This is a genomic window from Acinetobacter tibetensis (assembly GCF_023824315.1).
Lineage (GTDB): Bacteria > Pseudomonadota > Gammaproteobacteria > Pseudomonadales > Moraxellaceae > Acinetobacter > Acinetobacter tibetensis.
Map to the genome: position 1 here is coordinate 2,292,523 of NZ_CP098732.1, position 19,130 is coordinate 2,311,652.

Annotated in this window: 19 protein-coding genes; 6 read left to right on the forward strand and 13 right to left on the reverse strand. The window is 39.5% G+C overall.

Annotated features, from left to right (window positions below):
* Nucleotides 1-9: 9 nt before the first annotated feature.
* From rbtA to cxpE, 3 genes are all read right to left on the reverse strand, one after another.
* Nucleotides 10-1,830, reverse strand: a complete 1,821-nt coding sequence (rbtA, locus tag M5E07_RS11195) for a rhombotarget A (RefSeq protein ID WP_252219302.1) — start codon at nucleotides 1,828-1,830, stop codon at nucleotides 10-12.
* Between the two features lie 361 nt (nucleotides 1,831-2,191).
* Complete coding sequence (hda, locus tag M5E07_RS11200; RefSeq protein WP_016165940.1) at nucleotides 2,192-2,896, reverse strand: DnaA regulatory inactivator Hda; 705 nt, start codon at nucleotides 2,894-2,896, stop codon at nucleotides 2,192-2,194.
* A gap of 24 nt (nucleotides 2,897-2,920) precedes the next feature.
* Nucleotides 2,921-4,129, reverse strand: a complete 1,209-nt coding sequence (gene cxpE, locus M5E07_RS11205; RefSeq protein ID WP_252219304.1) for a chloramphenicol efflux transporter CxpE — start codon at nucleotides 4,127-4,129, stop codon at nucleotides 2,921-2,923.
* A 135-nt stretch (nucleotides 4,130-4,264) separates the two neighbouring features.
* On the opposite strand from cxpE, the gene purM reads away from it, so the two are divergent.
* Both purM and purN read left to right on the forward strand, forming a co-directional pair.
* Nucleotides 4,265-5,335, forward strand: coding sequence for a phosphoribosylformylglycinamidine cyclo-ligase (purM, locus tag M5E07_RS11210; RefSeq protein WP_116759343.1), 1,071 nt, complete (start codon nucleotides 4,265-4,267; stop codon nucleotides 5,333-5,335).
* Nucleotides 5,332-5,964 (forward strand): phosphoribosylglycinamide formyltransferase, encoded by a 633-nt coding sequence (gene purN / locus M5E07_RS11215; protein WP_252223793.1) that lies wholly within the window; start codon nucleotides 5,332-5,334, stop codon nucleotides 5,962-5,964. Before purM ends, purN begins: the two co-directional genes overlap by 4 nt.
* Before the next feature lie 52 nt (nucleotides 5,965-6,016).
* Here the strand turns inward: purN and M5E07_RS11220 are convergent, their stop codons facing one another.
* Complete coding sequence (locus tag M5E07_RS11220) at nucleotides 6,017-6,811, reverse strand: alpha/beta fold hydrolase (RefSeq protein ID WP_252219306.1); 795 nt, start codon at nucleotides 6,809-6,811, stop codon at nucleotides 6,017-6,019.
* A complete protein-coding gene (sppA, locus tag M5E07_RS11225; protein WP_252219308.1) occupies nucleotides 6,808-7,833 on the reverse strand; it encodes a signal peptide peptidase SppA in 1,026 nt (341 codons plus the stop codon). Before sppA ends, M5E07_RS11220 begins: the two co-directional genes overlap by 4 nt.
* Before the next feature lie 130 nt (nucleotides 7,834-7,963).
* On the opposite strand from sppA, the gene M5E07_RS11230 reads away from it, so the two are divergent.
* Nucleotides 7,964-8,971: a lysophospholipid acyltransferase family protein gene (locus tag M5E07_RS11230; RefSeq protein ID WP_252219310.1), complete on the forward strand. Its 1,008-nt coding sequence runs from the start codon at nucleotides 7,964-7,966 to the stop codon at nucleotides 8,969-8,971.
* Here the strand turns inward: M5E07_RS11230 and M5E07_RS11235 are convergent.
* From M5E07_RS11235 to M5E07_RS11245, 3 genes are all read right to left on the reverse strand, one after another.
* Nucleotides 8,901-11,309, reverse strand: a complete 2,409-nt coding sequence (locus tag M5E07_RS11235; RefSeq protein ID WP_252219312.1) for a DNA internalization-related competence protein ComEC/Rec2 — start codon at nucleotides 11,307-11,309, stop codon at nucleotides 8,901-8,903. The two genes, M5E07_RS11230 and M5E07_RS11235, sit on opposite strands and share 71 nt — an antisense overlap.
* Nucleotides 11,310-11,392: 83 nt before the next feature.
* On the reverse strand, nucleotides 11,393-12,079 hold the full coding sequence (lolD, locus tag M5E07_RS11240) for a lipoprotein-releasing ABC transporter ATP-binding protein LolD (RefSeq protein WP_116759355.1): 687 nt from the start codon (nucleotides 12,077-12,079) through the stop codon (nucleotides 11,393-11,395).
* Complete coding sequence (locus tag M5E07_RS11245; protein WP_116759462.1) at nucleotides 12,072-13,307, reverse strand: lipoprotein-releasing ABC transporter permease subunit; 1,236 nt, start codon at nucleotides 13,305-13,307, stop codon at nucleotides 12,072-12,074. Before M5E07_RS11245 ends, lolD begins: the two co-directional genes overlap by 8 nt.
* A gap of 25 nt (nucleotides 13,308-13,332) precedes the next feature.
* Between M5E07_RS11245 and M5E07_RS11250 the strand changes: the two genes are divergently transcribed.
* Nucleotides 13,333-13,902 (forward strand): PilZ domain-containing protein, encoded by a 570-nt coding sequence (locus M5E07_RS11250; RefSeq protein WP_116759358.1) that lies wholly within the window; start codon nucleotides 13,333-13,335, stop codon nucleotides 13,900-13,902.
* Nucleotides 13,903-13,911: 9 nt separating this feature from the next.
* Here M5E07_RS11250 and M5E07_RS11255 read toward each other — a convergent pair whose 3' ends face one another.
* Nucleotides 13,912-14,823 (reverse strand): DMT family transporter, encoded by a 912-nt coding sequence (locus M5E07_RS11255; protein ID WP_252219315.1) that lies wholly within the window; start codon nucleotides 14,821-14,823, stop codon nucleotides 13,912-13,914.
* Between the two features lie 12 nt (nucleotides 14,824-14,835).
* On the reverse strand, nucleotides 14,836-15,312 hold the full coding sequence (locus M5E07_RS11260; RefSeq protein WP_171304933.1) for a YaiI/YqxD family protein: 477 nt from the start codon (nucleotides 15,310-15,312) through the stop codon (nucleotides 14,836-14,838).
* Nucleotides 15,313-15,596: 284 nt separating this feature from the next.
* On the opposite strand from M5E07_RS11260, the gene M5E07_RS11265 reads away from it, so the two are divergent.
* Together M5E07_RS11265 and M5E07_RS11270 are read left to right on the forward strand one after the other, a co-directional pair.
* Complete coding sequence (locus M5E07_RS11265) at nucleotides 15,597-16,526, forward strand: hypothetical protein (protein WP_116759362.1); 930 nt, start codon at nucleotides 15,597-15,599, stop codon at nucleotides 16,524-16,526.
* Nucleotides 16,527-16,947: 421 nt separating this feature from the next.
* The gene (locus M5E07_RS11270) at nucleotides 16,948-17,088 is read left to right on the forward strand and encodes a hypothetical protein (protein WP_165815681.1); all 141 of its coding nucleotides are present in this window, start codon (nucleotides 16,948-16,950) and stop codon (nucleotides 17,086-17,088) included.
* 56 nt (nucleotides 17,089-17,144) lie between these two features.
* Here M5E07_RS11270 and serC read toward each other — a convergent pair whose 3' ends face one another.
* The 3 genes from serC to M5E07_RS11285 form a co-directional block, all read right to left on the reverse strand.
* Nucleotides 17,145-18,224: a 3-phosphoserine/phosphohydroxythreonine transaminase gene (gene serC / locus M5E07_RS11275; RefSeq protein WP_116759364.1), complete on the reverse strand. Its 1,080-nt coding sequence runs from the start codon at nucleotides 18,222-18,224 to the stop codon at nucleotides 17,145-17,147.
* Between the two features lie 275 nt (nucleotides 18,225-18,499).
* The gene (locus tag M5E07_RS11280) at nucleotides 18,500-18,679 is read right to left on the reverse strand and encodes a hypothetical protein (RefSeq protein WP_252219317.1); all 180 of its coding nucleotides are present in this window, start codon (nucleotides 18,677-18,679) and stop codon (nucleotides 18,500-18,502) included.
* Between the two features lie 9 nt (nucleotides 18,680-18,688).
* Nucleotides 18,689-18,961 (reverse strand): hypothetical protein, encoded by a 273-nt coding sequence (locus tag M5E07_RS11285; RefSeq protein WP_252219319.1) that lies wholly within the window; start codon nucleotides 18,959-18,961, stop codon nucleotides 18,689-18,691.
* Nucleotides 18,962-19,130: the final 169 nt, after the last annotated feature.

The window sequence follows — 19,130 nt, forward strand, 5'->3', positions numbered from 1 at the left end:
TTCCCTTGCCTATTTCTTGTAACGACGTAATCCAATCAGTCCCAATAAACCGAATAAACTAAATACCCCTGCACTCCCGCCCGAAGTTTTCACTTTACTGTTTTCCATTTGTCCAGCTGGTGCCTGAGAGACTTGCACTTTTATCTCTAAATAAGGGTTTTGAGAATCATTGAATCGTGTAGTTGTCGTGACTAAGCGAATCTTGAAAATATCAGCACCATGCCAGTTTCCATTCGGCTTATACTGAATGTTTCCTTGCTCATCTATGGTTAAAGTCCCTTTAGGCTGAGTAATTGTTGGAACGACCTGTAAGCATCCATCTTGCCAAGCACCACCCGCTGGATTCGCACCCAATAAGGCTTCACATTGATCTTTCGGTAAAAGCTCTCCATCCCCCAGCAAATCAGCAACCGACATTTTCGCAACTTCACCGTAATTGATATCATCCCCGATTAACGCGATTGTTGTTGGAAACACCAACTCAACAGCACCACGGTCACAAAGCACATTATTTGAATCACGGACCTGCCCACGCTGATCACTCGATTCACACTCGACCCGTGCAGTATCAGAACCTGTAGCTTGTTTACCCTTATTAACGATTAAAGAATCACTCAAGTTTTGATAGGACACCAATAAGCGCGGCTTAAAGTAACCTAAAAAGTTACTCGTTCCCTGATTAAACGGACAGACTAAACTTTGCCGATCTAAATTTGCACTGCTACATTTTCCTTCAATTGTACTGCCCGCAACTAAAGCCGTTTGGGTCAAAATATCATTCGGATACTCTGCTAATCCTTGTCCACACATCGCCGAAACTAAATTATTTTGTAAAATGCTCTGATCACCAGACTCAAATTTACAATCCTGCTGATTTGTAATTGGATACGGATTTCCCACCAAAATACTATTAGCCAAAAAAGCTTTGCCCTGTGGAGCAACAAATTGGATGCCTTGTGCGTTCCCAATCATGGTCAGGTTATTTAAGCCAATGCCATCACGTAAATTCAGCAAATAACCTTTATTCTGTAGAAAAGTACTGTTCTTAATAAAGTTTGCGACATTTAATATGGAGGTAGGCAACTGATCTGTATTAAATAATAACGATGAATAAATACCTGCCGATGTGGTACTTGTTGTCTCATTATTTCGAATAACGCTATTGAGAATTTTATAGGCAGGATGCTGGGTAAATAAAACTGCACCTTCATTCGCATAGTTCTTCTCCAACAAACTATTCTGAATGACAACTAAACTGTCCGTCGTATTCTCTATTGTTGAATTACCCACATTATAAATTGCCCCACCTTGAGCAGCATATCCCCCAGATAATACTGCATAACTTAATTGTAGATATTCATTGTTGTAAATCAGTCCACCTTGTTGAGCACATTGAACCTGACCACAACCTTGTAGACTGATTTCATACAGCACGACACTCAGTAGCTTCTCTTGTGAACCATCATCAATGCGCAAAATATTATCTTTCGCCTGCATTTGTAGCACGGCATTATTTTTACCTAAAACAGGCGTCTCATTAAAATCAGCCTCATAATTGGTTTTAATGGTTAATTCACGCTGAATGTTTAAGTGTGAATTGAGTTTATAAACTTTCTGCTTTTCTAATAAAATGACAGGACTTGCATCTTCCCCACCACAGCCAAAATATCCTTCTTTAGGCATATCTTGATTGATATAGTTCACCGCCTCTCGCAATGAACATTCTTTATCATCTTTAACAACATCTTCAGTGGTGGTGACACTAATATTTGCACTATAAGCATGCCCAGCTAGACATAACATTCCCACACCAATGCTCTGCTTGAGCATACATCTCTCCTTAATTTTTTAATTATCTTGTTTTTCTAGATTGCATCTTCTAAACAATTTCAATGCAATCTGATTGCAGTCCTTTTGCTGTACAGCCTAAAAGATGCCAATACAAATAAAATTGACTAAATTGCCAAATTCTTTGGGCATTAAAGCAACTACAGCACGATTGCACTGCATATTTTCTGGGCTAAGGTAAGATTTGAATGGTATTGGACACACTGAGGGTTCATGCTGATTTGCAGCATCCTGTTCTCCTTAACATACATTTCTATTATTTTTCTATGCTCGCAAATCCCTGCGATGCAAATTTATCAGTACTTTGTCACAGCTTTTTAAATTACTCAAGCGCTTTTATCTGTTATTGATATTCATCGATTAAGGCATAAATTTGTCTTAAAGTGGCATGGCTGAGTTTAGTTTTTTCGCCTTTAAGCAATTGAATTAACTGCTCTAAAGTTTGCAAAAGTATCGAAGCCTGCTGTGGACCATGTAACAGAAGATAATCAATAATTTGCTGATCAATATGAATGCCACGTCGGGCAAGCACAGAACTGACTAAAATTTGTCGATCTGCATATAAACTGCCAGTCGGAACTTTGACACTCACTGCTTGGGTTAATCGGGACTGCAAATCAGGTAATTCTAATTTCAATTCAATTGGTGCAAAGCGAGAGGAAAAAACCAGTTGTCCGCCAACTTCATTATTATAATTGATCAGGTGAAATACTGCTTTTTGCCAATGTGGGACACCACAAATCGCTTCGATATCATCAAGCGCAACCAAATCATAGCGTTCTAAAGAGGTAATCGCCTCCGTAGGTGCATCCAGCAGCTCTAATAACGAAACTTTAATCGCAGATTTACCCACATCCAAATAAGAATCACAAATCGCAGAAAGTAAATGGCTTTTGCCTGTTCCAGCACCGCCATATACATAGAATCGATTCATTAAACCTGCATGTAGCTGACGAATTGCATCAATGACGTGACCCCAACCTGGACCAGAGAAATCACTGATTCGGGCATCAAGTTGGGGTTCAATATCTAATTGCAGTTGACGCATATTCGTGATTAAGCCTTATACGCTTTATGTTTTGGGTTCAATGTTACTCGATTTCTCAGCAGTGTGCTGATCTTTCGAAGTTTGCTCTTTAATTTCAACATCAATATCCATTTGCGAAGTTTCTATACTAATAGAATTTGTTTCAGCAAAGGAAGTCACAACTGCTTGCGTACCATACAACTGACTCTGCTCATAACATTCTCGTGCGTGTTTAAGCAGCACAACAATCACCGCAGCCACAGGCAATGCAATTAACATTCCTAGGAATCCTGCCAATTGCGCACCCGCCAATACCGCAAAAACCACAGCGACGGGTGACAGACCAATCTTATCCCCCAACAAAAATGGTTGCAGAATGTAACCTTCTACGGCTTGACCAATCATAAATACCACACCAACCAAAGCCAACTGCATCCAATCAAGACCAAACTGGAAAAATGTCGCAATCACAGCCGCAATAATTCCAACGCCAAAACCTAGATAAGGAATAATACTGGCCAAACCTGCCACCATACCAATAATCAGTCCAACTTCTAGTCCAATTAATTGCAAACCAACCGCATAGACAATGCCGAGCAACAACATCACCAAAAACTGACCCTTCACAAATGCGCCCAGTACGCTATGACATTCACCCACAATTTTTAAAGTAGATTTTTCGTAAGGACGTGGAATAAGTCGACGCATACTATCGAGCATACGATCCCAATCTAAAAGGAAATAGAAAGCGATAATTGGAATAAGAACAACTGTACCCCCCACCTGAATAAAGCTCAGTCCAGACTGGGCAATTTTCAATACCATAGTTTGCAAGCTATCCGCACTATAATTGGTCTGAATATAATCCATGACGACCGTAGACAATTGATGTGTATCAATTTCCATCTGCACTAAATTAAAAGTATGCGACAACCAAGGTAAAAAGGTATCATTTAGCCAATGAATTCCTGCGGGAATACTACTTTTGGCATACATTAACTGCTGCCAAATCAAAGGCACCAAATAAGAAATTGCTAAAGTTAAAACAACACCAATCCCAATAAATACAATGCTAATAGACAACCAACGTGGCAATCCAATCTGATGAAATTTTTCCACCAGCGGATTAAACAAATAAGCGACTAAAAAGGCGACAATAAATGGGAGTACAACTGGCTTTAATAAATACAATACCCATAAAATAAGTACGATACCCGCAAGAATAAAAATGCGCCGTAAGGTTCGATCGACCATATTAGACCCGCCTTTTTCGATTTAATCGTTATAAAAAGTAAAATATTTAAGTAAAGATAGCATTTTAGAGCATAAATAACATAAGAGTTTCATTGATTCAGGTTATAATCCCCGCGCAAATGCGGAGACTTCACTATGAGCAACTCAACTTCTACCCCAAACACTGGTTTAAGCTATAAAGATGCAGGTGTCGATATTGAAGCGGGCGACGCACTTGTCGATCGAATCAAATCTGTCGCTAAGCGTACAACTCGCCCTGAAGTGATGGGCGGATTAGGTGGCTTTGGCGCACTATGTAAAATTCCTAAAGGCTATGAAGAGCCTGTTCTTGTATCTGGCACAGATGGTGTGGGTACAAAATTACGTTTAGCTTTGAACTTAAACCGTCATGACACAATTGGTCAAGACTTAGTTGCAATGTGCGTAAACGACCTTTTAGTGTGTGGTGCAGAACCATTATTCTTCCTCGACTACTATGCAACAGGTCACTTAAATGTTGATGTTGCTGCTGATGTCGTAACAGGTATTGGTAAAGGCTGTGAGCTTGCTGGCTGTGCATTGGTTGGTGGTGAAACTGCTGAAATGCCTGGCATGTATGAAGGCGAAGATTATGACCTTGCAGGTTTCTGTGTAGGTGTCGTTGAGCAAAGCAAAATCATTGATGGCTCTAAAGTAAAAGCTGGCGATATCTTAATTGGTGTTGCATCAAGCGGTGCTCATTCAAATGGCTACTCTCTGCTTCGCAAAATCTTAGACGTGAAAAATGTCGATCTTACTCAAATTGTAGATGGTCGCCCACTTGCTGATACAGCAATGGAACCCACTCGTATTTATGTAAAACCGCTTCTGGAACTTTGCAAACAAGTTGACGTACATGCTATGGCGCACATCACTGGTGGTGGTTTACCGGGTAATTTACCTCGCGTACTGCCAAATGGTGCTCAAGCGATTATTAATGAATCTTCTTGGGAATGGCCAGAATTGTTCAAACTTCTTCAAAAAGAAGGTGGTGTTGAACAATTCGAGATGTACCGTACTTTCAACTGTGGCGTAGGTATGGTTATTGCTGTTGACGCAAATGATGCAGATAAAACCATTGCGCTTTTAACCGAACAAGGTGAAAAAGCATGGGCTATGGGTCACATCGTAGACAACGCAGAATCTGTTGAAGGTGCTGACGAGAAAGTCCGCGTAATCTTTGCATAATGAAAATTGCTGTCCTTGTTTCAGGAAGTGGTAGTAACTTACAAGCCCTCATAGACGCCCGTCTATCAGGGCAAATTGTAGGTGTTATTTGCAACAAGCCTGAAGCGTACGCGCTAAAACGTGCTCAGCAAGCAGGCATTCAGACTGCTGTCATTCAGCACAAACAATATCCAACTCGAGAAACATTTGATGATGTAATGCATCAACAGTTATTAGATTGGAATGTTGATTTAGTGGTATTGGCAGGTTTCATGCGCATCCTAAGTGCTAAGTTTGTCTATGCATGGGAAGGGAAAATGCTCAATATTCACCCTTCTCTTTTGCCACACTATAAAGGTATGCATACCCACCAACGCGTACTCAATACAGGTGATGTGTATCATGGTTGTACCGTGCACTACGTCACAGCAGAGTTAGATGCTGGACAATCTTTGGCACAAGGTGTATTGAAAGTTGCTTGTCATGATGATGTCGAACAACTGGCGCAACGCGTGCATGAACTTGAGCACTTAATCTATCCTCAAGTAGTAGAATGGATCTGTACAGGTGCCTTGCAATATCATAATGCCAATACCGCGATGTATCGCAATCAAGTTTTGAATGAACCTATTCAGTTTTGTAAACTGTAAAGAATTATATTCAAATAAAAAATGCATCCGAGGATGCATTTTTTATTTTTTGTTATTGCTGAATTAACTGCTTAATCAATTCTACCGTCGCTTCAGGGCGTTCCAGAGGGAACATATGCCCTCCTTTAACCACACTAAATGGAATACCCACTTTTTTCTTAGCAACTTGCGGAAAACCGTGTTTTAAAAACTCACTTTGATCCCCAACCACCAAATGCATCGGAACTTTAGGTTTCGACATAGGTAACCACCACCAAGATGGTGTATTACGAAATATTGCAACTTCAGCAGCTTTAGGAATGGTCAAGGTTACACCACCGCGCTCCGCATCTTCGGTTAAGGCATGATCTAAATAGGCCTGAAAGCACTCATCATCAAATTTTTGATATAGGCTTTTCGGTCGCAACATTTCACCTGCCTGTTCACGAGACTCCCAATGATCACGGCGGCGATTACTCAGACCTGCTGGTGTCATACGATCCACCAGTTTCGGTTGAAATAACTTCGCAGTGTGGAACAGTAAAGAGGCTTTACCCATAATCAGTGGTGGATCCAGCATAATCACTTGCTGAAATAATTCAGGACGCTTATATGCTGTCATCATCGTTAACACTGAACCCAGTGAATGACCAAGCCCGATCACGGGTCGCCCATGTGCTTGCCGCACAATACTGTCAGTCAATTGATCCACCAAGCGTGGCCAATGATTAGTCACAGGGTAACGTTGGTCAGTTCCGATGAGTGGAACATAGACAATATCGTAATCATCTCTAAGTAAATGAAAAAGCTTTTCATAAACTTTGGATGGCACACCATTGGCATGCGCAAAGTGGATCAGTGGTTTCATTGTAGTTTTGTCGTTTGCTCAGCTTGAACTTGCTCTGAGAGTGAAGTTGCAAAACCTTGCCCGATTGAACTTCCCATACGCCCCAGAACAGAATCCAATGGATTATATTGAACGGTATAATCCACTGTTTTATCGATTTTCAAGTCACGTTTCAAGCTATTTAGACTACCTGTACGGTCAGCAATACCTAGCTTCACCGCTTGTTCGCCCGTCCAGAACAATCCAGAGAAAATTACAGGATCTTGCGATTTCAATTTATTACCGCGACCTTTCTTAACCGCGTCAATGAAGTGATCATGTACATTGTCTAATACGGCTTGTACATGTGCCTTCTGTGTAGCATCAACAGGTTGCGTCATTGATAAAATTGCTTTGTTTTCACCCGAAGTCATCGTGCGGTCTTCCACACCCAACTTTTGCATCAACCCATTCACGCCATAATTTGGCATGATTACCCCAATAGAGCCGACTAAACTTGATGGATTGACAATAATTTCATCTGCTGCAGAGGCAATATAGTAAGCGCCTGATGCACCCGTATCACCAATAAGCGCATACAATTTTTTATCTTTATGCTGTTGTTTTAAATATTGAATTTCTTGCCAAATTTCATCTGACTGGACTGGAGAGCCACCAGGTGAATTGATATTTAAGACAACGGCTTTACTATTGTTGTTCTCGAATGCTTTCTTCAAAGATTTGATGGTATCTTCGCTATTCACACTCTGTTTATCTGCGGCAATTGTGCCAATAATATCAACCACTGCGATATGTGAACCTGTAGTCGAACTAACATCTGTAGGAGCAGTACTACAGCTTTTACCCAAAATTACCAAGATGAAGAGAAGATAAGCGAAAGTCAGCAACTTAAAGAATATGCTCCAACGACGTGCGCGACGTTGCTCTTCCACTGAAGCCAATACGGCTTTCTCAAGAATTTGCCATTCTTTTCCTGACTGCTTTTCTAAATTTTGTTGTGTAGTATGACTTTCGTTTTGTGGTTTAGGTGGCCAATCGGACATTTAAGATGATCCAATAATGAATAAAATTACTCCCATTATATACATGCAGGCGCAATAAACTATTTAAACCCTGTATTTTCGCCTATAATAATTACTGTTTTATATTTCTTATCCCCATAATGTTTAGGCAATGACTGATAAAACTTCAAAAACAATGACAGATCGCGTACTCCAATTTGTAAGTCGACAGCCTATTCAAATTTCTCGAATGATTGCCCGTTCACTCGCAGGTTTAGTGAACGTATTAAAAATTTCTAAAACATCACAAACCATTCGTCTAAATCTTGAAATTGCCTTGCCTGAACTCAGTGAGAGCCAACGTGAGCAGATTAATCAACAAGCCATTCGAAATGAACTTATCTCTTATTTCGAGTTTTTTAGCATTTGGGGATCTGAAAGTCAGAAAAATATTTCGCGTATTCATTCAATTACAGGAGAGCAATATTTACATGATGCGCTTGCCGAACAAAAAGGCCTAGTATTAATTGTTCCACATTTTGGAACATGGGAAGTGATGAATGCTTGGCTCGCACAATTCACCCAAATGACGATTTTATACAAACCTGTCAAAAACCCATCAGCGGATAATTTTGTGCGCAGTGCACGTAGCCGAGAAAAAGCGCATCTGGTTCCGACTGATGAAACGGGTGTACGACAAATTTTTAAAGCATTAAAACAAGGTGGAACGACCGTTATTTTGCCCGACCACACTCCCAATGTTGGTGGGGAACTTATCCCGTTGTTTGGCTTACCCTTAGAGTCTAGTAACTTAAGTGCAAAACTGATTCAAAAAACCAAAGCTAAAGCATTGTTACTATATGCTATTCGTAATGATACGCATGGCTTTGACATGTATATAGAACCAATCTCTGATGAAATTTATCAGGGTACGGCAAACGATGGTACACGAATCATTCATCATGAAATTGAAAACCTGATTCAACGTTTTCCAGAACATTATCATTGGAGCTATAAGCGCTTTAAAGCAAATCCCGCACTACGCAATCTATATAATCTTCCTCATGAACAAGCCATGCAGTTGGTTACCGAAATTAGACAACAACAGACTAACGACTCAGCCAACGCTGCTGATCACGATAAAAATGCAATTGCATTGTTTGATCCTGAGTCTGAATAAATTGAATACTGCCCTTATTGGCTGTGTTATAGAGTGGAATGTTGAGCTCCTTTAATCGCTGTTGTGTCAGTTGACTCGGATGCCCATAACGGTTATTAAATCCCGCAGAGGCAATCGCAACTTTGGGTTTAAATTGTTTTAAAAAATCATAAGCCGAACTGTTTTTACTGCCATGATGACCTAACACCAGAACATCTACTTTTAGATCTGGATAGTCCTTTAAAATCTGATACTCTGCTTCCCACCCTGCATCTCCCATAAGTAAAAAATTGGCATAGGGTTGAGCATTTTGCACTTGAATATAGAGCACACAAGAAAGTTCATTTTGATTATTGGGTACTTCAGTTAATTGCTGTTGTTGTGGTGATAACACCTGAATCTTAACACCGTCTAATTGCCATACTTGCCCTGAATGACAATAATTGAATTGAGACTCAGGCATTACGTGTACCTGCTCATTACTGTAAATCGTTTGAATAGGCAAAGTTGAACGTAAAGAAAAGTATGAGCCGCTATGATCTTGGTCTAAATGAGTCAATACCAACTGATCTAAATTAGATATTCCCCTGCTATTTAAAAAAGGCCGGATGAGTTGCTGTCCTACACTAAATTTTTGTTCATCATAATGACCACCCATATCAATCATCATGTGCTGATCATGATTTTGTAAGAAAACAGCTTGCCCTTGCCCAACGTCTAGAATTTGTAATTCAAAGGGATGTTGTGATTCATCCAGCATAAAAATTGGTAAAAAGCAGACAATACTCCAACTTTTGGGCACGACTCCTCGAGGTAGAAATAAAATAATCAACCCGAGAGCCAGACCAGACATCACTGTCCAGTTCATGGCAATATTTTGTACCGTTGAACCGAATATCTGATCGCCAGTATTTAAGATTGAAAGTAAAAAAGACAGACCAAGATCATTCAATTTAAATAACAGAATTCCCAACGGAGGAATAACCCACAAACACAAGGTTGCAATAATGCTCAATGGAACAACAAGGAGACTCAACCACGGTAACGCCAGCAGATTGCTGAAAGGTGCAATCCAGACCACCTGTTGAAAAAAGATCAACATTAATGGCAAGAGCGCTAAAAATATTTTCCATTGCGATTCAAACAATATGCCAATGTATAATTTAAGCTGTGCATAGCGCGTTAGCGTTAATTGCTCAGGTTGCTGTTGTAGGGTCTGATAAATTCTTAACAATACTAAACAGGCGCAGTAGGACAACCAAAAGGCAGCGGACAGAATACTAAATGGATCGAGAAATAGCAGAATTGCAGCGCTAAGAAGCAGTACTTGCAAGGCTTGTAATTTGAATTTCGATAAAATCAATACAGCAAGAATACAACTGGTTAACAGCGTTCGTAATGCAGGGATTTCAAACCCAACAAAAGCGCTATACAGCAATACCCCCATACAAAATGGAATGACCAATAAATAGGGTTTGGGATAACGCAAATACCAACTCGGTGCAAAACGGATAATCAACCGATGAATCGTCCAACATAACAATGCTGCAAAGATCAAAACATGGGGGCCAGAAATTGCCAATAAATGACTCAGTCCCATACGTTTAAACAGCTCTTCAACTTCGGGACTCAACAGACTTTGGTCGCCCGTTAACAAAGCCAAAAGTAACCCTGAATGATGTAGTGATTGCTTTTGCAATGTATTTCGCAAAGTTAATCTTTGCTGCTCAATAGCCAATAATATTTTTGCAACCATACGCTGCTGCTGCCTTACATAGGACATCAACCCCATAGCATAAAGCTGTTGCTCGGTTAGCTTTTCTGCACTTTGCACCTGAAATGCAGACATGATGTTCTGCTGTAAAAACCATTTTTCCTGATCAAATGCACCTGCAATCGCATAACTATGTGCAGGTAACACTTTTCCTTGCAATCGGTAATATTGCCCCAATTCGAGCGAAGTGTCCGATGATGGACGGATATAAGCTAACCATTTTACAGGTTGCTTTTGATTATTCAGTACAACAATCTGTTGTTGAACATGATTGGATTGAAGCTGATTCAATGATTTTACGTGCACAACCACTTCGGCAGGTCTTGCAGTCAGTTCACGTAAAGATAGACGCTGTGTTAACGCACTGTCTGCATATAAATAAGCCAAATTAAAACTAAACAAGCACAACAAACTCCGCTGTATGAATCGAATCAATTGCAGATTGAGTTGTGGAAATTTAAAGAGAAGACCTTGAACTATCAGCCAAACGATTGCCAATAAAACACAAGTTTGACCTGTCAGCGCCCAAACTTTCCCCATTCCTGCGATACCCAGAATCCAAGCGATCAGTACGTAATACATCATTATTTTTCATATTGTTTTTATAAGTGCCGCACATCATAAAGCCCACCGAGGTGGGCTTCAAGTACAACAGAATAATTTAAATTTTATTGAGGGTCGGCCCAAAGCCCATCTTGCATATGCAAAATAGAATCTGCCGTTTGTGCCAATTGCTCATCATGGGTCACAATTAACATTGCCATATTAAATTCTTGCCGTAAATCGCTGAGTAATTCAAAAATTTTAACTGCAGTTTTCCGATCCAAGTTACCTGTAGGCTCATCCGCCATCATTAAAGCTGGTTTTGCCACCAATGCACGTGCAAGCGCGACACGTTGGCGTTCGCCACCAGACAATTCGCCTGGCTTATGCGTTAAACGATGCGATAGCCCAACACGGTTTAATAAATATTCTGCCTGTGCTTTAACGTCTTTATAATTTGTCCCTTCACGCAACATTAAAGGCATCGCGACATTCTCTAAAGCCGAAAATTCAGGCAATAAATGATGGAATTGATACACAAAACCAAGATGCTGATTCCGTAAATAACCCCGTTCGGCTTCACCCATATGGTCAAAACGTTGACCATTGAGCCAGACTTGCCCTTCTGTAGGACGATCTAATCCACCCAACACATGCAGTAAGGTACTTTTACCCGAACCACTTGACCCCACAATTGAAATAAACTCACCTGCATGGACTGTTAAAGATAAGCCTTTAATCACTTCAACCGTTGATTTGCCATCCGTAAAATGTTTGACCACATTCTTGGCTTCTAATACCACGTTACTCATAACGTAAAGCCTCCGCAGGTTGAATTTTAGCAGCACGTAACGCTGGGTAAATCGTCGCTAAGAAACTCAAAATTAAAGAGAGGCTGACAATAACCACCACATCTTGCCATCTTAAATAGGATGGTAAGTAGTTAATGAAATAGGCATCAAATAAATGTAAACCGAGTGTAGTATTCACCCAATCAATAAAACCACTGATTCCTGTCGCAAGAATAATACCCAAAACTGCACCAGCTACAGTACCAATAACCCCAATAACGGTCCCCTGCACCATAAAAATCTTAGTAATGGTGGCAGGTGAAGCGCCGAGAGTTCGCAAAATTGCAATATCTGCCTTTTTATCAGTCACCACCATCACCAGTGAAGAAACAATATTAAATGCTGCAACCAATACAATCAGGAACAACAATAGGCTGACCATTGCTTTTTCCATCTGAATCGCACTGAACAAATTACCATGCGTATACGTCCAATCAGAAGCGTAATAGTTACCAGGTAATTCACGTACAATATCATTACTCACTTGTGGGGCAGCAAAAATATCATCCAGCTTTAAGCGAATCCCTTGTGCACCATCGGGTAGGCGAAGAAGCGTTGAAGCATCATTTAGTGCGATATAACCCATCATGGAGTCGACTTCCGCACCAATACTAAAAATACCGACAATTTTAAACCGCTTGAAGCGTGGCACCACACCTGCCGGTGAAGGTGTCGCTTCTGGCAAGACCAAGGTAACACTATCATTCAAACCTAAGCCCAACGCATCCGTTAACTGCTTGCCTAAAACGATACCGAACTCACCTTTTTTTAATTGATCGATATTACCTTCAACCATGTGGTCTTGAATAATAGAGACTTTTTTCTCGTATTTTGGCTCAATACCTGTCACCATAAGACCAGAAACCTGACCATGGGCAGTGATCATACCCTGCAACTGCGTAAAGGGTGCAACACCTTTAACATGCTCATGCTGTTCAACTTTTTTTGCAAGTTCGGGCCAATCTGTTAAAATTTGTGTTGATGAAACAGTGGCTTGAGGTATCATGCCTAGTACACGGTTTTTCAATTCTCGGTCAAACCCATTCATCACAGATAAAACTGTAATGAGGACAGCCACACCTAATGTGAGACCGATCATTGAAACCAGAGCAATAAAAGAAATAAAGTGGTTGCTACGCCGTGCGCGAGTATATCTTAGCCCGATGTACAGCGAGATTGGTTTAAACATACCATCTAGTCCGAGGTAATACATTATGGAAAATTTACAGCATCAAAGCGCCTCAGCGGAACGTCGCGTTATGTCACGTATCGATGCTGCCTTGCGAATTAATTATCAGATTATTTCTGATGACGTTGCTCTTAATGATCCTTACGATCCAAATTTTGTCTTGCCCCGCTATTTTCTACTACTCGCAGAATTAGATCAATTTGATCTGGCATTAAACTACGAATTAGAACAATTAACTGAAAAAGATCAACAAATTGCTCGAATATTATCCTTATTCAATCAAAAATTAAACCTGATTACAGGGTCTTTATACGATGCAATTGTACAGTCCATGTTACCTGTACCCGAACATGTCAATTTTTCAGAGAGCGGGTTTAGTTTCCATAGTGATCGTGAAATTCAGGAAGGTACTTATATCCATGTTACCTTAAGTCATCCAGAAAACTTCTTTCATATTGCTGCGACTGCGCAAGTGGTATATAGCCGTGATGAAGGGAAAGGAAAATACCGTACAGGCGCATATTTCATTACCCTACATCCGCAAGATCGGGTCAAACTGGCTGAATGTGTCAGCTTTGAACAATCTCCCGACTAGACTCATGGACTATCTGGATCGCTTTAATTTAAGAGCGAGTTCTTTGCTCGCTTTTAAATCTCGATAAAAATAGATAAATAAACCGAACAATAAAATGCCCGCCCCCACAAAAACCATGAATGACAACATTTCCTGATTCAGTATTGCCCCAATCAACATCGCCAAAATTGGCGTCATGACGGTGGTTAATGAAATTGTGGTCGGTTGTAAGTTTTGTACCAATTTAAAATAACAAAACATTGCAATCAGGGATGCCATGATCACGGTATACAACAATGCCAACACCGATTTCATTTGTGGCATATGGGTGGGTGCATACTGCCAAATGAAAGGAATTAAACACGCTGCCGCAATAGTTGAAATCAGAATCGATCCTGCTGCTTGTGCAATTGGATTAATGGGTGCATTAACTTTTTTAACCCAGAACATCGATAAAGCATAAATAAATACGCTCATCAGCATCAATAGAATGCCAATCGGATGTACATGCTGCTGGCTGCCTGTAAAGCAAATAATCGCTAAACCTGACACCGAAATGGTCATGCCCATCCATTGCAGACGATGTAAATGCTGCTGAAAAGCAAAGCGACCTATCAGTCCTGCCATAATGGGAGCTAAGCCAAACATTAAGGCAATCATCCCCGATGATAAATATTGGGTCGCCATATACGTAAAAATTTGCGAACCAATAAAACTCGCGGCACCTGCCAAATAGCTTTGTAAGCTCACGCGATCAAATGGCAGACGAACTTTAAGAACATAAACCAGTCCCAAAGCCAACGGCAATGCAATAAAAAAGCGCAACACCAAAGCCCACATTAAATGTAAATCAGAAACACTCCAAACGATGGCTAAAGGTGTGGTTGCCCAAATGAATACCAATAATGCATAAGTAGACGCCAAATTGGCTTTGGATGGCATAGTCAATTCCACTTAAACGCTAGTTTTGCGCTTTTGCTTTTGAATAGTTTGATCAAGACTGCTCGAAAATTCGCGTTTATCACGTTCTGAAATTGGTGGTGGTCCACCAGTTTGTACGCCCGCCCCGCGCAAGGTGTCCATAAAATCACGTAAATGTAAGCGTGCTTTGACATTGGCCGTCGTATAAATTTCACCCCGAGGATGGATCGCAATTCCCCCGTTCTCAATCACCTGAGCCGCCAAAGGAATATCTTGTGTCACCACAATGTCATTGGCTTGCATACGCGACACAATTTCTTGATCGGCTGCATCTGCACCACTCATCACTTGTATGGAGTTAATACGTACAGAAGGCGTAATTCCCACGTTTTGATTGGCGACAAAGGTCACTTCTAACTGATAGCGATCTGAAGCACGTAAAATGACTTCACGTAAAATTTTTGGTAATGCATCAGCATCAACCCAAAGTTTAAAAGGCAGCACAGGCATCTACGATATTAAAAAATTCCACTCAGTGTAGCAAAAAGCCAAGCATTACTCTGCTGTTCATTTTAAATATACTTGAAAAGTATAATATTATTAAAAAAGTAAATGAAAACAACTCGTTTATTTAAAATCTGGATAGTCACAAATATACAACATGCTTTCCCTTCTCAGTCCAGATTCATCACTTAGTTTATATTTTTATCCTTATTTTCATTCAGATAGACTTGAAATCTTCAAATCACCCTCGATTAATAGATTAAAGCCACTGAACATTCAAAATTGTGCTTATGAAAAATCAAAACAGACCAGAAATGATCAGCATCGAAGATCAAAACTTCGGTAGCCATGTAGAGCATTGGAATCTGCTGACAGAAAATCCAACCACTGAAGTTCCCAAATGGTTAGGTCTGGCACTTGATGCGCCCATTATGCCGATGGGACTTTGCCGTGAAGAATGTGATATGGATGCATCTGTATGGCTCATTCAAGGTCCGAGCAAAGAAAAAGTACAACTATGCCAAGTCATTGCGGTGGAAAACAACAAACCTAAAGCGGTTAAAACTGCTTTTCCAAGTTTTGAAAGCCCCTACAAAGTCAAAGCCTCAATTGAGCGTATTATTACTTGTGAATCTAATACTCAAGCCGTACTACGTTTAAATTTAGGCGACAACAGCATTGTCTATGCCTTTGATAGCCTCTATAGCGTGAATCATGATCAATACCAAAAAGATCAAACCTACTTAGTCCAATTAAATGCATGGGCCTATGAATTAGAAGCCGTTTCTGAGCATGAGCAACTGGTTGTAGATGATCCAGCTTCAATTAAGCACCATCGTGCTTTGAACGATATTCTTGCAGCCAATGACGGCATTGCACCTGCTAACCTACAAGAACAAATCGATGCTTGGGAACCTAAGTGTGAGGATGACAAAGCACCTGTCACAGTAGATTTCTCCAAAATGGTTGCTTATTTGTATGGCGAAAAAATGGGGCAGGAAGATGAAGCTTGGTTCCAAGGTAATATTGTTGGCAAAACCAGCCTACAATTTATGGGACAAGAATATACACTCTACGATGTCACGCTTATTCATGATGAAAATCAAGAAGCCACGCTGATTCGTATTGCGACCAAAGATGATCAATATAAACATTTTAATATTGGTCAATACATTCGTGGCAATATTTGGGTTCAAGTGAGTATTCACTCAAAAAATTAGTTTTTTCATTAAGATAGCGTTAAAAGAACGGAATACAGATCATCATTACTTAATCATGATCTGTATTCCGTTCTTTCGTATTTATTCTCATCAAAAGCATAGTCTCATATTTCTACTTATATTTTATCCACATTTTTTATTTTAAGATTCTTTTTTAAATTCAAATAAAGTAAAGTTACCCACAGTTTTAAATTTATTTACCTATTCATTCAAATTAAAATAAAAAGACAAATTAAAACATAGAGTTATTATAATATTAATTAAATATACGATTTATCTAATATGGATGATTTATTTAAATTAAAAATAGAACTGATGTGCGAATTAACGCCAATTAGTACTTTATTTAGTCAAATTTTTGTGCTTATAATATGAACAAGCAATAGGATTTAACGATAATATAGATCGGAACGAAATATCTATGAAAATCGTACAAGAAGAAAATTTACAGCGCGTTGAAACACAACTTGAACAACGCTACCCACTTGATATGATGTCATGCATTTTTTTTATTTTTGGCATGATGTCATCGGCTTATATTCTGCACCAGTTTATTCTTTAATTTTACGCTTAAAATAAAAAACCCATCTTATTCAGATGGGTTTTTGCATATTGGGATTAACCATTACGTTTTACGAAGTCATCCATAAAGTTCACCAATGCTTGTACCCCTTCTAAAGGAACAGCATTATAAATACTTGCACGCATGCCTCCAACAGAGCGGTGACCTGCCAAATTCAACAAGTGGTTTTCTTCAGCTTCTTTCAGGAATAACTTTTCTAAGTCAGGATTTGCCAAAGTAAAGGGTACATTCATGATTGAACGGTTAGCTTCTACAATTGGGTTTGCATAGAAGTCGCTAGAATCAATATAGCCATAAAGTAATTGTGCTTTTTGTAGATTCACTTGATGCATGGCATCTACACCACCATTTTCAAGTAACCATTCAAACACTAAACCAGACAAATACCATGCATAAGTCGATGGGGTATTTACCATAGAATCATTTTTAGCTTGAGCAGAATATTTCAACAAACTTGGAATTTCTGGTTTCGCCTGATCCAATAAATCTTCACGAATAATGACCAGTGTTAAACCTGCTGGACCAATATTTTTTTGTGCACCGGCATAAATCAAACCGAATTTAGACACATCTAACGGTGCAGATAATATACTTGATGAAAAATCAGAGACCAATGGTTTATCTGTTTCTGGAATACCAGCAAATTGTAAACCGCCAATCGTTTCATTATCTGCATAATGCACATAAGCAGCATCGGCTGATAAATTCCATTGACTTTGTGGCGTGATTGCAAGTTTGCCGTCAATTTTTGTTCCAGCTTCTACAACATGAATATCGCCATAACGTTGTGCTTCTTGCAGTGCTTTTTCAGACCAAATACCCGTATGGATATAGTCAGCTTTATTATTTTTACCCAACAGGTTTAATGGAATGGCAGAAAACTGTAATGATGCCCCACCCTGTAAAAACAAAACTTTGTAATTTTCAGGAATGTTCATGAGCTTACGTAAGTCTGCTTCTGCTTTTTCTGCAACCGCAACATAGTCTTTGCTACGGTGGCTCATTTCCATAATGGACAGCCCTTTGCCATGCCAATCCAACATCTCTTGTTGAGCTTTTTCTAAAACGGCAGTAGGTAATGCAGCAGGACCAGCACAGAAATTGTACGCGCGCATGATTTTTCCTTTCAGAGGTGAAACACAATAAAATGATGGCATTTAATCATATCTTGCTCAGGCTTGCAGTAAATTATCCTGAAAATATTTCAATGCTATCGGGTATTTAAAGTCAAAACTTCAATAAAGATCGATTATTTTTTAGGTGGAATGGCTTTAATAAATGATTCAACATTCACTAAGTAACTGACTATACGTACAATTAATACTGAAATCACCACCATTGCATGAATCAACATTGCAGTTATTAAATAACAGCCAAATTAAAAATAACGCTAAACATGAATTTTTTTCTTTTTAGGCTCAGCAAGATGTTGTTCTTTTAAATCTTTCAATAATTTTTCATCATGTATATCAATCCTGTGACGTGTAGATTGAGCATACAAATTTTGGCTAAACACCCCACGCTGAAATGCCAACCACATTTGTTGTGGTTTTAAGAAAAAACCCGTCAAAAGTGCTATTCAATTCATGATGCCAAGTATGGGATGATTCAACATAGAATCCGTTCCCAACGCACAAGCACTAACCTCCCCCTCACTTCTGCCAACACGATAACCTGTTAAAATATGGTATAAGTCACGATATTTTAGACATTTAGGTCTTACTGCAATATTCGGAAGTGGTACAAACAAGTAACCATAATAAACATGAACCGTACAAAGCTCTTGTTCCGCTTGGATCGGAGAAAAACCATTATTTTGATAAAATAAATCTAACGCTTGATGAATACTCATCTGGTCTAATTGTCTTGATGCTAGGCACTTGCAAATTGGGAACATATTCAGTTATTAGTATTTTTATCTATGTAATTTTTTAAAAGTTTAAATTTATCGTATTATCTACTTACAGGAAAATGAGTCTAGCATCTGCAACACTCAAAATGTAAACGCGCTCGTTTACACC